General features: G+C 70.2%; 14 protein-coding genes. 3 read left to right on the top strand and 11 right to left on the bottom strand.

Annotated elements, in window-relative coordinates; all coding sequences use genetic code 11:
• From ACILRF_RS09815 to ACILRF_RS09805, 3 genes are all read right to left on the bottom strand, one after another.
• Positions 1 to 1,748 (bottom strand): acyl-CoA dehydrogenase C-terminal domain-containing protein (locus ACILRF_RS09815; protein ID WP_395672360.1); only part of this gene is annotated, 1,748 nt, incomplete at its 3' end.
• A complete protein-coding gene (locus tag ACILRF_RS09810; protein ID WP_395672358.1) occupies positions 1,745 to 2,152 on the bottom strand; it encodes a MerR family DNA-binding transcriptional regulator in 408 nt (135 codons plus the stop codon). The genes ACILRF_RS09810 and ACILRF_RS09815, both read right to left, overlap by 4 nt.
• A 53-nt stretch (positions 2,153 to 2,205) precedes the next feature.
• Entirely contained in the window at positions 2,206 to 4,014 is a 1,809-nt protein-coding gene (locus tag ACILRF_RS09805; protein ID WP_395672356.1) for a dipeptide ABC transporter ATP-binding protein, read from the bottom strand.
• Positions 4,015 to 4,106: 92 nt separating this feature from the next.
• Between ACILRF_RS09805 and ACILRF_RS09800 the strand changes: the two genes are divergently transcribed.
• Positions 4,107 to 4,628, top strand: coding sequence for a D-glycero-alpha-D-manno-heptose-1,7-bisphosphate 7-phosphatase (locus ACILRF_RS09800; RefSeq protein WP_395672354.1), 522 nt, complete (start codon positions 4,107 to 4,109; stop codon positions 4,626 to 4,628).
• 22 nt (positions 4,629 to 4,650) lie between these two features.
• Here ACILRF_RS09800 and ACILRF_RS09795 read toward each other — a convergent pair whose 3' ends face one another.
• Positions 4,651 to 6,273 carry a cisplatin damage response ATP-dependent DNA ligase gene (locus ACILRF_RS09795; RefSeq protein WP_395672353.1) on the bottom strand — a complete coding sequence of 541 codons (1,623 nt, stop codon included), beginning with the start codon at positions 6,271 to 6,273 and terminating at the stop codon, positions 4,651 to 4,653.
• 31 nt (positions 6,274 to 6,304) lie between these two features.
• Positions 6,305 to 6,496, bottom strand: a complete 192-nt coding sequence (locus ACILRF_RS09790; RefSeq protein ID WP_395672351.1) for a hypothetical protein — start codon at positions 6,494 to 6,496, stop codon at positions 6,305 to 6,307.
• Positions 6,497 to 6,635: 139 nt separating this feature from the next.
• On the opposite strand from ACILRF_RS09790, the gene ACILRF_RS09785 reads away from it, so the two are divergent.
• Complete coding sequence (locus ACILRF_RS09785) at positions 6,636 to 7,451, top strand: enoyl-ACP reductase (RefSeq protein WP_395672349.1); 816 nt, start codon at positions 6,636 to 6,638, stop codon at positions 7,449 to 7,451.
• Positions 7,452 to 7,480: 29 nt separating this feature from the next.
• Here ACILRF_RS09785 and ACILRF_RS09780 read toward each other — a convergent pair whose 3' ends face one another.
• From ACILRF_RS09780 to ACILRF_RS09770, 3 genes are read right to left on the bottom strand one after another with little or no spacing between them, the layout of a single operon-like run.
• A complete protein-coding gene (locus tag ACILRF_RS09780; RefSeq protein WP_395672347.1) occupies positions 7,481 to 8,089 on the bottom strand; it encodes a TetR/AcrR family transcriptional regulator in 609 nt (202 codons plus the stop codon).
• Positions 8,089 to 9,681, bottom strand: a complete 1,593-nt coding sequence (locus ACILRF_RS09775; protein ID WP_395672345.1) for a DHA2 family efflux MFS transporter permease subunit — start codon at positions 9,679 to 9,681, stop codon at positions 8,089 to 8,091. Before ACILRF_RS09775 ends, ACILRF_RS09780 begins: the two co-directional genes overlap by 1 nt.
• Before the next feature lie 3 nt (positions 9,682 to 9,684).
• On the bottom strand, positions 9,685 to 10,776 hold the full coding sequence (locus tag ACILRF_RS09770) for an HlyD family secretion protein (protein WP_395672343.1): 1,092 nt from the start codon (positions 10,774 to 10,776) through the stop codon (positions 9,685 to 9,687).
• Between the two features lie 148 nt (positions 10,777 to 10,924).
• On the opposite strand from ACILRF_RS09770, the gene ACILRF_RS09765 reads away from it, so the two are divergent.
• The gene (locus tag ACILRF_RS09765) at positions 10,925 to 12,175 is read left to right on the top strand and encodes a UbiH/UbiF/VisC/COQ6 family ubiquinone biosynthesis hydroxylase (RefSeq protein ID WP_395672341.1); all 1,251 of its coding nucleotides are present in this window, start codon (positions 10,925 to 10,927) and stop codon (positions 12,173 to 12,175) included.
• Between the two features lie 3 nt (positions 12,176 to 12,178).
• Here the strand turns inward: ACILRF_RS09765 and ACILRF_RS09760 are convergent, their stop codons facing one another.
• The 3 genes from ACILRF_RS09760 to ACILRF_RS09750 form a co-directional block, all read right to left on the bottom strand.
• Positions 12,179 to 12,403 (bottom strand): Trm112 family protein, encoded by a 225-nt coding sequence (locus ACILRF_RS09760; RefSeq protein WP_395672339.1) that lies wholly within the window; start codon positions 12,401 to 12,403, stop codon positions 12,179 to 12,181.
• Positions 12,404 to 12,412: 9 nt separating this feature from the next.
• A complete protein-coding gene (locus tag ACILRF_RS09755; RefSeq protein ID WP_395672337.1) occupies positions 12,413 to 13,075 on the bottom strand; it encodes an LON peptidase substrate-binding domain-containing protein in 663 nt (220 codons plus the stop codon).
• A 17-nt stretch (positions 13,076 to 13,092) separates the two neighbouring features.
• On the bottom strand, positions 13,093 to 13,640 hold a 548-nt coding region (locus ACILRF_RS09750; protein WP_395672335.1), incomplete at its 5' end, for a tetratricopeptide repeat protein.

The raw sequence follows: 13,640 nt of genomic DNA, 5'->3' as shown, positions 1-13,640 counted from the left end.
CCGGTCTTCAGCCGGGCGAGCCGCAGCGAGGTTTCCGGCAGGATCCGCTCGACGTAATATCGGCCGACCACCAGCTTCTCGGCGTAGATCGGATCGGTGTCGCCGGCCGCGATCTTCTCCTGCGCCGCCTCGGCGGCCAGGGCCCACATGTAAGCGAGGCCGGTCAGCCCGAAGAGATGCAGGTAGTCGGTCGAGGCCGCCCCGGCGTTGTCCGGGTTGGTCAGGCCGTTCTGCATCAGCCACATCGTCGCGTCTTGCAGTTCGCCCTTGGCCTTGGCGAGGCCGTCGATGAACGGCTTCAGATCGGCGTTCCCCTGGCGCTCGGCGATGAAGGCGTCGAGTTCGGCCGAGAAGGTCATCACCCCACGGCCGCCGTTGGCGCCCAGCTTGCGGCCGACGAGGTCCAGCGCCTGCACCCCGTTGGTGCCCTCATAGATCAGGGCGATGCGGCAGTCGCGCAGGTACTGGCTGACCGGGAAGTGCTCGGTAAACCCCGACCCGCCATGCACCTGGACGGCGTCCGAGCAGACCTGGAACCCACGGTCGGTCAGAAACGCCTTCAGGATCGGCGTCAGCAGGGCCATGTAGTCCTCGCCCTTCTGCCGCGTCGCCTCGTCGGGACCGCCCCGGGCCAGGTCGCCGTGCAACGCGGTCCAGAACAGGAAGGCGCGGCCGCCTTCGATGATCGCCCGGGCGTCCATCAGCATCCGCCGCACGTCCGGGTGGACGATGATCGGATCGGCCGGTCCGTCCGGGTTCTTCGCCCCCGTCAGCGAGCGACCCTGCAGTCGGTCCTTGGCGAACTCCGCCGCGGCTTGATAGGCGGCCTCGGCTTGGGCGACGCCCTGGGTCGCGACACCGATCCGCGCCTCGTTCATCATCACGAACATCAGCGCGAGGCCGCGGTTGGCCTCGCCGACCAGCCAGCCGACCGACTCCTCGTGGCCGATCACGCATGTGGCGTTGCCGTGGATGCCCATCTTCTCTTCCAGGCCAAGGCACTTCACCGAATTGCGCTCGCCCGGCCGACCGTCGGCGTCAGGGATGAACTTCGGCACGATGAACAGGCTGATGCCCTTCACCCCGGCCGGCGCGCCCTCGATGCGGGCCAGCACCAGATGGACGATGTTCTCGGTCAGGTCCTGTTCGCCGCCACTGATCCAAATCTTCTGGCCGCTGATCCGATAGCTGCCGTCGGCCTGCGGAACCGCCTTGGTGCGCAGCAACCCGAGGTCCGTGCCGCAGTGCGGCTCGGTCAGGTTCATGGTGCCCGCCCACTCGCCGGACGCCAGCTTCGGCAGATAGAGCGCCTTCTGCTCGGGCGAGCCGCCGTTGAGGATGGCCGAATAGGCCCCGTGGGTGAGGCCGGGGTACATGGAGAAGGCCATGTTCGCCGCCGAACTCATTTCCGAGAACGCCAGGTTGACGATCCGCGGCAGGCCCTGGCCGCCGAACTCGGTGACCGCGCCGAGCGCCGACCAGCCGGCCTCGACCAGCTGGGCGTAGGCGTCTTTGAACCCGGCCGGCGTCTTGACCGTAAAGTCCGGGCTCCAGGCGCAGCCCTGCTTGTCGCCGACGCTGTTCAACGGGGCCAGCACCTCGCCGGTGAACCGGGCGGCCTCCTCCAGGATCTGGTCGACCACGTCCGGCGAGGCGTCGGCGAAATTCGGCAGGTTGGCGTACCGCTCCAGCTTCAGCAGATCGTGGAGCACGAAGCGGTGGTCGCGGACGGGCGGCTTGAAGGTCATGGCGTCTCCGGGGCTTCGGCCAGGCGGGCTTCGAGGGCGGCGACCAGGGTCGTCAGCTCGGCGATGGCGTTGTCGATGTCGAGCTTCTGACGCTCCAGCGCCGAGATCCGTTCCTTGAACTTGGGTAGAGATTTCGCCGCCTGCTGCTGGCCGCCGTCGTCCAGCGAATAGAGATCGAGCAACTCGCCGATCTCGGCCAGCGACAAGCCGAGCCGTTTGCCGCCCAGGATGAGCTGCAACCGCCCGCGGTCACGATGCGAATAGATGCGGTTCTGCCCGTCGCGCGCCGGGGCCAGCAAGCCGCGGTCCTCGTAGAACCGCAGGGCCCGGGCCGTGCACTCGAACTCCTGGCAGAGTTGGCGGATCGTATAGGTGCGGTTTGGTCGGCGCAGATCCCCGGACACCGTTTCCCCTCCGGTGGCAGACGGCGGGACGTTCGTTGACCCTTACGTTTGCGTCAAGTTGCGTCGAACTCCGCCACGAGGTGTCCTGGAGACACCTCCCGCAGCTCCGGGGCCAGGAAAGGGGCGTTCGGATCGGCCGGCAGCCGGGAGGGCAGGAACCGCAATGCCGCGCGCGGATCCATCGGGCTCGGCGGCTCGCCGGCCAGCTTGATCCGCTTGCGGCCACGCTCGACGGCGGGGTCCGGGATCGGCGCCGCCGACAGCAGGGCGCGGGTGTAGGGATGGCGGGCGTCGGCGTAGAGCCGCTCACGGTCGGCCAGCTCGACCACCCGCCCCAGATAGAGCACGAGCACCCGGTGGCTGATCTCGCGGACCACCGCGAGGTCGTGGCTGATGAAGATCATCGCCATGCCGAGGTCCTTCTGCAGGGCGATCAACAGGTCGATGATCTGCGCCCGGATCGAGACGTCCAACGCCGAGACCGCCTCGTCGCAGATCACCAGGCGCGGCTTCAGGATCATCGCCCGGGCGATGCCCACCCGCTGGTTCTGGCCGCCGCTGAGCTCGTGCGGGTAGCGGTTGATCAAGGCGGGATCGAGCTCGACCTTCGCCATCATCGCTCGTGCCTCGGCCTCCCGCTCGCTGCGGCCGAGCTCGGGCCGGAAGACGCGCAGCGGCTCGGCGATGGAATCGCCGATCGTCATCCGTGGGTCGAGGCTGGCCAACGGGTCCTGGAAGACGATCTGCAGGTCCTTGCGCGCCGCCTGCCAGACGTCGCGGTCCGACGGCGACAGGCCACGGCCGAGCAGGCTCACCGCCCCGTCGGTCGCCGGAATCAGGTTCAGCACGGCCCGCGCAAGGGTTGATTTGCCTGACCCGCTCTCGCCGACAATTCCAAGGGTCTCGCCCTCCCGCACCTGGAACGAGACGCCGTCGACGGCACGCAGGATCCTCTCTTTGCCGAACAGCCCCTCGTGGACCGGGAAATGCACCGTCACGTCGCAGCCTTCGACCACCACGGGCGCATCGGGAGCGACGGGCTCAAGCGTCGGCCGACCGCCGCGGTCGGTGCGGTCCAGCCGCGGCGCGGCGGCCAGGAGGTCGCGGGTGTAGTCCGTTTTCGGCGCCGCGAAGATCTCGGCCACCGGGCCCTCCTCGACATAGGCCCCGTCCTTCATCACGCAGACCCGGTCGGCCAGCCGGGCGATGACCCCCATGTCGTGGGTGATCAGCACCATGGCGGTGTGGGTCTCGCGTTGTAGCTCGGCCATCAGGTCGAGGATCTCGGCCTGCACGGTCACGTCGAGCGCGGTGGTCGGCTCGTCGGCGATCAGCAGCTCCGGCCCGCCAGCCATGGCGGCGGCGATCATCACCCGCTGGCGCATGCCGCCGGACAGCTCGTGCGGATACTGCCGCAGCCGCCGGGCGGCGTCCGGAATCCGCACACGCTCCAGCCATTCCCTGGCCCGCGCCTGCGCCGCCTCGCCGGACAGCCCGGCGTGCAGCCGCAGCGGCTCGGCGATCTGTTCGCCGATCCGCACGTGCGGCGTCAGGGCGGTCAGCGGGTCCTGGAAGATCATGGTCATCTTCGAGCCGCGCAGTCGGTTCAGCTCGCGCGGCTTCAGGCCGAGCAACTCCTGGCCCTGAAACTTCACCGACCCGGCGGCGCGGCCATTGCCGGCCAGCAGGCCCATCACCGTCATGAAGGTCTGGCTCTTTCCCGAACCGCTCTCGCCGACCACGCCGAGCGTCTCGCCGCGCCCGACGGTCAGTGAGACGCCGCGCACTGCCCGCACAAGCCCGTCATAGGTCTCGAACTCCACCTTCAGGTCGTCGATCGCCAAGACGGGTGCGGTGCTCAAGGGTCGGTCTCCAGGTCCTGTCCCGACCTTAGAGCGCGAATGGGGCTTTTTGAAATCGCCCGCGTCGGCGGGTTGCTGTAGCTGTCGGCGCTGTGACCCAAGCCCCGCGTCCCGCCCTGTTCCTCGACCGCGACGGCGTCCTCAACGAGGACCGAGGCTACGTCTCGCGCTGGGAGGATTTCGCCTGGATCCCGGGCGCGAAGGCGACGGTGGCCGCGTTCAACCGCGCCGGCTGGCTGGTGCTCGTCGTCACCAACCAGTCGGGGGTCGGCCGCGGCTACTACACTGAAGCGGACATGCACGCCCTGCACCGCCGGATGTCCGAGGACCTGGCGATGGCCGGCGGCCGGATCGACGCCTTCTACCACGCGCCGCACCACCCCGACGCGAAGCTCGACGCTTATCGCCACCCCGACCCGCCGGACCGCAAGCCCAACCCCGGCATGATCCTGCGCGCCTGCCAGGACTTCCCCATCGACAAGCCGGCGTCCCTGATGATCGGCGACAAGCCCTCCGATATCGAAGCCGCCGAACGCGCCGGCATCCGCGCGGCCCTCTTCGAGGGCGGAAACCTGCAAGAGTTCCTCGAGGCGCGGGCGCTGCTGCCCTCCTGACCCCATTTCCCGGGAAGGGACATTACCGCCCCTCCATCCGCTCCAGCATCCGCTCAAGCGTCGCAAGTTCGTCCGCCTCGCCCGGCGGCTTGTCCCAGCGGATGCGGTTGATACGCGGAAAGCGCATGGCGACGCCGGACTTGTGGCGGGTCGAGCGCTGCAGACCCTCGAACGCGACCTCGAACACCAGACCCGCATGTGGCTCGGCGCGGACCGAGCGCACCGGCCCGAACCGCTCGACCGTGTTGTCGCGGACGAAGCGGTCGATCTGCTTCAGCTCCTCGTCGGTAAAGCCGAAATAGGCCTTGCCGACTGGGGTCAGCATGCGCTTGCCGTCCGGACCCGCCGTCCAGGTCCCGAAGGTGTAGTCGGAATAGAAGCTCGAGCGTTTGCCGTGGCCGCGTTGGGCGTACATCAGCACCGCATCCACGAGGAACGGGTCGCGCTTCCACTTGAACCACGGCCCTTTTGGCCGCCCCGCCTCGTAGATTGAATCCCACCGCTTCAGCATCATGCCCTCGGCGATCTGCGGATCGCCGCCCGGAGGCGCGGCGCGCAGGGCGGCGAGCTCGGCCCAGGTCCCGAACGGCTGCACCGGCGACAGGTCGATCCGTGGGCTCGCCTCGCGGGCGACGAAGGCCTCCAGCCGCCGCCGTCGCTCGACGAACGGCAGCACCCGGGTGTCCTCGGACCCTTCGGCGAGCAGGTCGTAGGCTCGGATCGCGGCCGGGTAGGCGGCCATCAGCTTGGCGTCGACGACCTTGCGGTTGAGCCGCTGCTGCAGGTCGGCGAACGAGGCCACCTGCCCGCCGCGCATGACCAGCAGCTCGCCGTCCAGCACCCCCTCGTTGTCGAGCGCGTCGAGCACGTCGGGAAAGCTCTTGGAGATGTCGTCGCCCGTGCGCGTGTAGAGCCGGCGCACGCCGCCCTCATGCGCGGCCTGCACGCGGATGCCGTCCCATTTCCACTCGGCGGCGTAGTCGGCGGGATCGAGCTTGCCGAAGTCGACCTCCTCGTCGATCGCCTGGGCCAGCATCACCGGCCGGAAACGCCCGGGGTTCTCGGCCGTCGGCTTCTCGCTTCGGCCCTCAAGCCAGGCGAACAGGTCCTCGTAGGGCGGGTGTAGCGCGTGCCACAGCTCCTCGATCTCGGCCGCCTCGACGCCGCCCATCTCGGCGGCTGCCCGCTTGGCCAGCCGCGCGGTCAGCCCGACCCGCAGCTCGCGGGTCATCAGTTTCAGCAGCGCCCAGCGTTCGCGAGGCTCGTCCATGGCGTCGAGCCAACCCTCGATCAGCGCCTGAACCTCGGCCCGGGTCGCGGTCCGCAGCGCGTCGACCACCTCCGACAGCTCCGGCTCGCGGTTGGCGCCGGGACGCCGCGGCCAGACCAGCGCCACCGTTTCCGCGAGGTCGCCGACATAGTCGTAGGACCACCAGAACAGCTGCGGGTCCATCCGCGCTTCCACCGCCTTGCGGATGAAGGTGGGCTTGGCGGCCGAGAACGTCAGATCGCCCGTTAGCGCCGCCAGCGCCCAGCCGCGGTCGGGATCCGGCGTCTCGCGCAGGTAATCGCGCACCAAGGTCAGCTTGGCGTTGCGCGACGCGGTCAGCGACAGCCGGTCAAGCAGTTCGGCGAAGGCCCGCATATGCTGAAGTTAGGACGGTAGCGCCGGGCGCCTAGCCCTCGCCGATCATCCCGCCGCTCACATCCTGGCCGCGGTCCCCGTCCACCTCGCCGGACGGATCCGGCACGTCGCCGCCGGCGGGGTGGGTGGTCCCGGCGCCCACCTTCGGCGGCACGCCTCCGGTCTCGGGACGCGACTGCAGCCCGCCCTGCGATCCAGGGGTCCCGTCAAAGCTCTCGGACATGGCGGCGCTCCTTTGTTCGGTACGCCAACGCCGCAAACGCCATTCCTTTCCCGCGAAACGGAAGAGGAAGAGCGAGCCCCTTGCCCTCCGCCCCGGCCCCGGCCACAACCCCGGCTACGGGACTTTCAGGAGACGACAGGTGGCCGAAGACTATCAGATGCCGAAGGGCGAGCTGATGAAGGGCAAGCGGGGGGTCGTGACCGGCGTCGCCAACCACCAGTCCATCGCCTGGGGCATCGCCTCGCAGTTGGCGGCGCAGGGCGCCGAGATGGCCTTCCTGCATCTGCCGGGCATGGAACGCCGCGTCGAACCGCTGGCGGAAAGCATCGGGGTCAAGGTTCTCGCCCCCGTCGACGTCACCGACGACGCCTCGATGGACGCCGCTTTCCAGACCGTGCAAGCCGCCTTCGGCCAGATCGACTTCTTCGTCCACGCCATCGCCTTCGCCAACAAGGACGAACTCAAGGGCTCGTTCGTCGACAACACCACCCGCGAGGGCTTCCTGCGAGCGATGGACATCTCGGCGTTCAGCTTCGTCGATTGCTCGCGGCGGGCCGCGGCGCTGATGCCGGAGACCGGCGGATCGATCATCACCCTGACCTACATGGGCTCGGAGCGGGCGATCCCGAACTACAACACCATGGGGGTCGCCAAGGCGGCGCTGGAGGCGGCCGTGCGCTACGCCGCCCGCGACCTGGGTCCGCGCGGCATCCGCGTCAACGCGGTGTCGCCCGGCGCCATGAAGACCTTGTCGCTGGCTGGGATCTCCGGCGGCCGGGGCATGCTGGCGAAGGGCCGCTCGCTATCGGCGATGAAGGAAGACACCGCCATGGAAGGCGTCGCGGGCTGCGCTCTGTGGCTGCTGTCCGATCTCGGTCTGTCGACCACGGGCGAATGCATCCACGTCGACGCCGGCTTCCACATCATGGGCTTCTCCGACGACGAGGGTGCCTGACCCCCTTCCTCCCCATGGGGGAGGACCGTTCAGGCCGCGTAGGCCCTGAGAAACCGCGCGGCCGCCTCGTCGGCGACCTCGGCGACCCGGCGTTCGTCCAGGCCACGGTCGACGCCCAGCAGGGCCGCCACCTGATGGGCTCCGAGCAGCATGCCGCAGAAGAACTCGGCGGCCTGCAGCGGGTCGGGGCAGGCCAGGTGGCCGGCCTGCGTCTCCCGCTCCAGATAGGCCGCCAGCCGCAGGCGGGAGGCCTTGGGCCCCGCCTCGTAGACCGTCCGCCCGAACTCCGGCGATTCGTGCGCGCCCAGCATGGCGGCCCGCAGGAAGCCGTACCCGCGGCCGTCGAGCATCTTGCCGAGCAGGGTCCGCCCGAACGCCGCCAGCGCCTGGCGCGGGTCGGCCAGGGCGGCGGGGGTCGCCAGCGCCGCCGTCATCTCGTGGACCCGCCGCTCGCACAGGGCCAGAACCAGTTCCGACTTCGAGCCGTAATGGTTGTAGATCGTCTGCTTGGAGACCCCGGCCCGCCGGGCGATCTCCTCCAGCGGCGCGGTCGGCCCGCGCTCGGCCAGCACCTCCAGCGCGGCGTCGAGGATGGCCTCGCTCTTGGCGACATCGATCTGGCCGGCGACGCGCGGCATCAGTGACCTCCCGCCGCGGGGGCCGCGGACTTGCCCGGCTTGGTGAACAGCGCCAGCACCACGGCCGCCCAACAGCCGAACGCCAGGAACAGGAAGGCGTCGCCGAACGCCAGGACGGCGGCCTGCCGGTGCATCATCATCGACATGGCCTTTGCCGCGCCACCCTCCGGATTGGCCATGCCGCTGGCGCTCATCAGCTCGGTCAGGCTCTGCAGCATGCCGCTGCTCACGGGGTTGGCGACGCTGGCGGCGCCGGCGATGTCGGCGTAGTGCACGGCCCCCTGGTGGGTCAGGATCGTCGAGATCATCGCCAGGCCGATCGCCCCGCCGACGTTGCGCAACAGGTTGATGAGCCCGGAGGCGTCTTTCATCATCGAGACCGGCAGGGTCGAGACGCACATCTGCTGCGAGGCGATCATCGCCACGATGGTCCCCGCCGCTCGCACCGCCTGCAGCAGGAAGAACTCGCGGAAGCCCCAGTCGTCGGTGATGTGGACGCCCAGCTGCAGCGCCCACGCCGCGAGGCCAAAGCCGACCGCCATGGCGATCCGCGCGTCGAGCTTGGCGACCAGCCGGCCGGCCAGCGGCGCGGCCAGGAACATCGTCAGACCCGAGACCAGCATGGTCGTCCCGACCTCTCCGGCCGAGAAGCCGCGCACCTGGCCGAGGTAGAGCGGCAGCAGGAAGGTCCCCCCGAACAGGCTGACGCCGGTCACCAGGGTCATCAGCATGCCGACCGCGAAGTTGCGGTCACGGAACGGCTTTAGCGAGACGATCGGTTGTCGGTAGGTCAGCTGGCGCCACAGGAAGGCGACGCCGGCGATCACCGCGGTGACGGAGAGCCAGAGGATCAGGTCATCATCGAACCAGCCTTCGCTCGAGCCTTCCTCCAGCACGTATTGCATGGAGAGCAGGAAGACGCTCATCAGGGCGAGGCCCGGCCAGTCGATGCCCTTGGCTAGGCTCGGATCGCCCTTGTCGAAGGCCCCGTAGCGGCCGACCAGGTAGATCACCAGCATACCGGCCGGGACGTTGATGAAGAACAGCCAGCGCCAGCTCAGCTGGTCGGTCAGGTGGCCGCCCAAGGTTGGGCCAATAGTCGGCGCCAGGGTGACGATCAGGCCGATGATGACGTTGGCGGTGATCCGCCGCTCCGGCGGGAAGACGGTCATGGCCACGGCGAAGATCGGCGGGATCATCGCGCCGGCGAAGATCCCCTGCAGCGCCCGGAAGGCGATCATCAGTCCGACGCTCGACGACAGGCCGACCGCCACCGAGGTCGCCATGAAGCCGACCACCGCGACCACGTAGAAGGACCGCGTCCCCCACATGCGGGTGAGGTAGGCCGTCAGCGGCATGATCACGACCTCGGCCAAGAGGTAGATGGTCTGGACCCAGCTGATCTCGTCGGCCGTCGCGCCGATGCCGGCCTGAATCTGCACCAGGGACGAGGCGACGATCTGGATGTCGAGGATGGCCATGAACTGGCCGATGACCATCCCGCCGAACCCGAGGAAGATCTTCGTCCAGTCGACCGGCGCGGCGCCGGCCTCCGGCGTCGCTGAATGGGCCGGGATGGCGGCCGCGGCCATGGCTTAGTGCGCCGTCACGCGGGACGGTAGAACGCTGGCCTCGGCGAAGCTCGGGCCGGTGTTCTCGGTCACCGCAACCTTCACCTTCACCGACAGGCCAGGTCGCAGGGCGCCGGCCAGCGGCTGCTTGCGATCGACGGCGATCCGCACCGGCAGGCGCTGGGCGATCTTGGTGAAGTTGCCGACCGCGTTCTCCACCGGGATCAGGGCGAACTCCGAGCCGGTAGCCGGCGCGAAACTGTCGATCCGACCGCGGATGGTCTGCTTGCCGAAGGCGTCGGCGTGGATCTCCACCGGCTGGCCGATCCGCAGCCGGCTGACCTGGGTCTCCTTGAAGTTGGCGACGATGTAAGCGTCGCCGAGCGGTACGATGCTCATCAGCGCCCCGCCCGGACGCACGTACTGGCCCACCCGGACCCCGCGCGCTCCGACCACGCCGTCGACCGGCGCACGCACCTCGGTGCGGGTCAGGTCGATGCGGGTCTGCTCGACCGCCGCCCGAGCGGCGGCGGCCTGCGCCTCGCTCTGGGCGCGGGCCGAGTTCAAGGATGCGGCGGCCTGACGCTCCGCCTCCAGCGTGGCGCGGGCCTGGGCGACGGCGGCGTTCGCCTGCTCCTGGCCGGCGCGGGCGGTCTGGGCGCGCTGCGAGGAGACCCAGCCCTCTCGAGCCAGCCGCCCGTAGCGGTCGAGCTCGGCCTGCGCGAGGTTGGCCTCGGCCCGGGCGCTTTCCACGCCCGCCGCCTTCTGGGCGATGAGCGCCCGCTCCAGCCGCGCCTTGTCATCCACCGCCAGGATCGCAGCTTCAGACGCCGCTGCGTTGGCCCGCGCCTGGGCGAGCTTGGCCTCGATCGCGGCCGGATCGATGCGCACCAGCAACTGGCCGGCCTTCACCGGCTGGTTGTCGCCGACCAGCACCTGCGCGACATAGCCGTCGACCAGCGAGGCCACCGACACCTTGTCTGCCTGCACGAAGGCGTTGTCGGTGGTTTCGAACTTCTGCTTGCCCGTCCACCAGACGCCGCCGCCCACAGCCACGGCGACCGCCGTCGCGCCCGCGACGGCCAGGGGAACGATCCGCGCCTTCGGCAGTCCCATCTGACGATATCCTGAAAAATGGACCGAAGGGTCCACAACGTTTGCCACCTAGGACCGCGACCGATGTTCCGCAAGAGAAAAGTGGACGCCTCCGTCCATTTTATCCACTGCGCTGGACGCGGGCCGGCGTTCGTGGCGTATCGGCCCAATGAGCGAGTTCGACGCCGACGTGATCATCGCGGGCGCCGGGATGGCCGGCGCCACCCTGGCGCTGTCCCTGCACCGGGCCGGCCTGACGCCGCTGCTGATCGATCCGGTGGTGTTCGACGCCCAGCTGGCCCCGACCTTTGATGGCCGCGCCTCGGCCATCGCCTACGCCGCCTTCCGCCAGTGGAAGGCCCTAGGCCTCGGCGAGGATCTGGCCCCCAAGGCCCAGCGCATCGAGCAGATCCTCGTCACCGACGGCAAGGCGCCCGGCGCGGCGGCGGCCGGCGCCGGTCCCTTCTGGCTGCGCTTCGACTCCGCCGAGATCGAAGGCCGCACCGACGGCGAGCCCCTCGGCTACCTGCTGGAGAACCGCCATATCCGCGCCGCGCTCGCCGCCGCGGTGGAGGAGGCGGGGATCGAGGTCCTCGCGCCCGCGCGCGTCGCCGAGGCCGCGTTCGACCCGCGCGCCGCGGCTGTCACCCTCGACAGCGGCCGGACCCTGCGGGCGCCCCTGCTGGTCGGGGCGGAGGGCCGAGGCTCGGTGGTGCGCGCCGCCGCCGGCATCGGCGCGATCGGCTGGGACTATCCGCAGTCCGGCGTCGTCGCCACGGTCCGCATGGCCCGCGACCACCAGGGCGTGGCCCACGAATTCTTCCTGCCCGGCGGCCCGTTCGCCGTCCTGCCGCTGACCGGCAACCGCGCCAGCCTCGTCTGGACCGAGAGCCGCGCGCGCGCCCAAGCGCTGAAGACGGCGCGGCCGGAGATCTTCCACGCTCACCTGCAACGCCGGTTCGGCGACCATCTCGGCGAGGCGACGCTGGACGGGCCGGTGTTCACCTATCCGCTCAGCCTGCAGCTGGCCGAACGGCTCAGCGCCCACCGCGTCGCCCTGCTCGGCGACGCCGCGCACGGCGTCCACCCCATCGCCGGCCAGGGCCTGAACCTTGGGCTCAAGGGCGCGGCCGCCCTCGCCGAGGTCATCGTTGAGGCCTCGCGCCTGGGCGAGGATTTCGGGTCGGAAGCAGTGCTTGAGCGCTACGCCGCCTGGCGCCGGTTCGACACCGCGACCCTATCGGCCGGCATGGACGCTTTCGTCCGGCTGTTCTCGAACGACAACCCGCTGCTGCGCCTGGCCCGGGGCGCCGGCATGGCGGCCGTCAACCGCATCGGCCCGGCCCGCCGTTTCTTCATGCATCAGGCCGGCGGCGCTGTCGGCGACCTGCCGCGGCTGCTGCGCGGCGAGACGCTGTAGACGCTATTCGCCTTCGCCCAGTTCGCGGGCGTCTTCCGGCAGCATGATCGGCACGCCGTCGCGGATCGGATAGGCCAGGCGCGCGCCGCGGCTGACCAGCTCGCCCTTGGCGCGGTCGAGCTCCAGCGGCCCGTGGGTCACCGGGCAGACCAGCACTTCCAGCAGCCGCGGATCGACATCGACGTCGAAGGGCGTTTCCAGGGGCGGAAGATCGGCGGGCGCGCTCATGAGCCGCTTCTACTGCACCGACGGCGCGCCGTCATCGCCGTCCTCGAGGGCGTCGATCTCCAGCAGCGCCGTCAGGGTCTCGAACCGGCCCGGGAGGTCCGGCGCCTCGAGCAGCGCCTGCTTCTCCGCCGGGTCGAACGGCAGGCCCATGGCCAGGCTGTTGACCAGCGCCTGCAGCGGCGCCGCCGCGGCCGTCTCCCAGTCGATGTCGAGCTCGCGCCGGTTGAGGTAGCGCTTCAGGGCCCGGCCGAACCGCTCGCGCGCCTCCTCCATCGCGTCGGTCTCCTCGTCCTCGGCGAGGTCGGCCTCGAAGCGGTCGTAGGCGGCGCGCAGTTGGCGATAGGGCGCGCGCACCGGCAACTCCTCGCCGGGCTCGAACCGGCACACGCCGGTCAGGGTGATCAGGTAGCGGCCGTCGGAGGTCTCGGCATAGCTGGTGATCCGCCCGGCGCAGCCGACGTCGGCCAGGGCCGGCCGCGAGCGATCGCCGCCCGGTCGCGTCTGGACCATGCCGATGACCCGGTCGCCGGCCATGACGTCGTCGATCATGTTGAGGTAGCGCGGCTCGAAGATCTGCAGCGGCAGCTCGCCGCCCGGCAACAACAGCGCGCCATCCAGCGGGAACACCGGGATGACCTGCGGCAGATCTGCGATGCGCCGGTAAGGCGCCATGGTGCGTCCCCTGCGCGTCAACTGAACAGGATCGCCGACAGCCGCCGGCGGCCGTTCTTGGCGACCTCCGACATCGGCCCGGCGGCCTCGAAGATGGTCAGCAGCTGCTTGCGCGCCGCCTGGTCGTTCCACTCACGGTCGGCCTCGACGATGGTCAGAAGATGGTCGGCCGCGGCGTCCATGTCGCCGCGCCCGGCTAAGGCCTTAGCCAGCGCCAGCCGCGCCTCGTGGTCGGCGGGATCGGCGGCCAGCCGGCGCTCGAACTCGGCGGTCTCCGAGGCGCCCTCGGCGGCCAGGGCCAGGGCGGCGCGCACCCCGTCCAACTCCGCGTCCTTGGCGTCATCAGGCAGCATGGCGACCACCTCGCGGGCCCGCTCGGCGTCGCCGCCCGACAGGTAGACGCGGGCGAGGCCGGCGACCGCCTTCACGTTCTGCGGATCGTGGGCCAGCACCTCGGCATAGGCCTGGGCCGCGCCGCCGAGGTCGCCGAGGTCCAGCGACTCCTTGGCCATGGCCAGCAGGTCGTCGACCGGCGATGCGCCGCCCCCGCCCTGTTTGGCGAGGC

Origin of the sequence: Phenylobacterium sp. (genome assembly GCF_044236515.1) — a bacterium.
Taxonomy (GTDB): domain Bacteria; phylum Pseudomonadota; class Alphaproteobacteria; order Caulobacterales; family Caulobacteraceae; genus Phenylobacterium.
The sequence above is the reverse complement of the archived record's forward strand: the minus strand, read 5'-3'. Positions and strand labels throughout refer to the sequence as shown.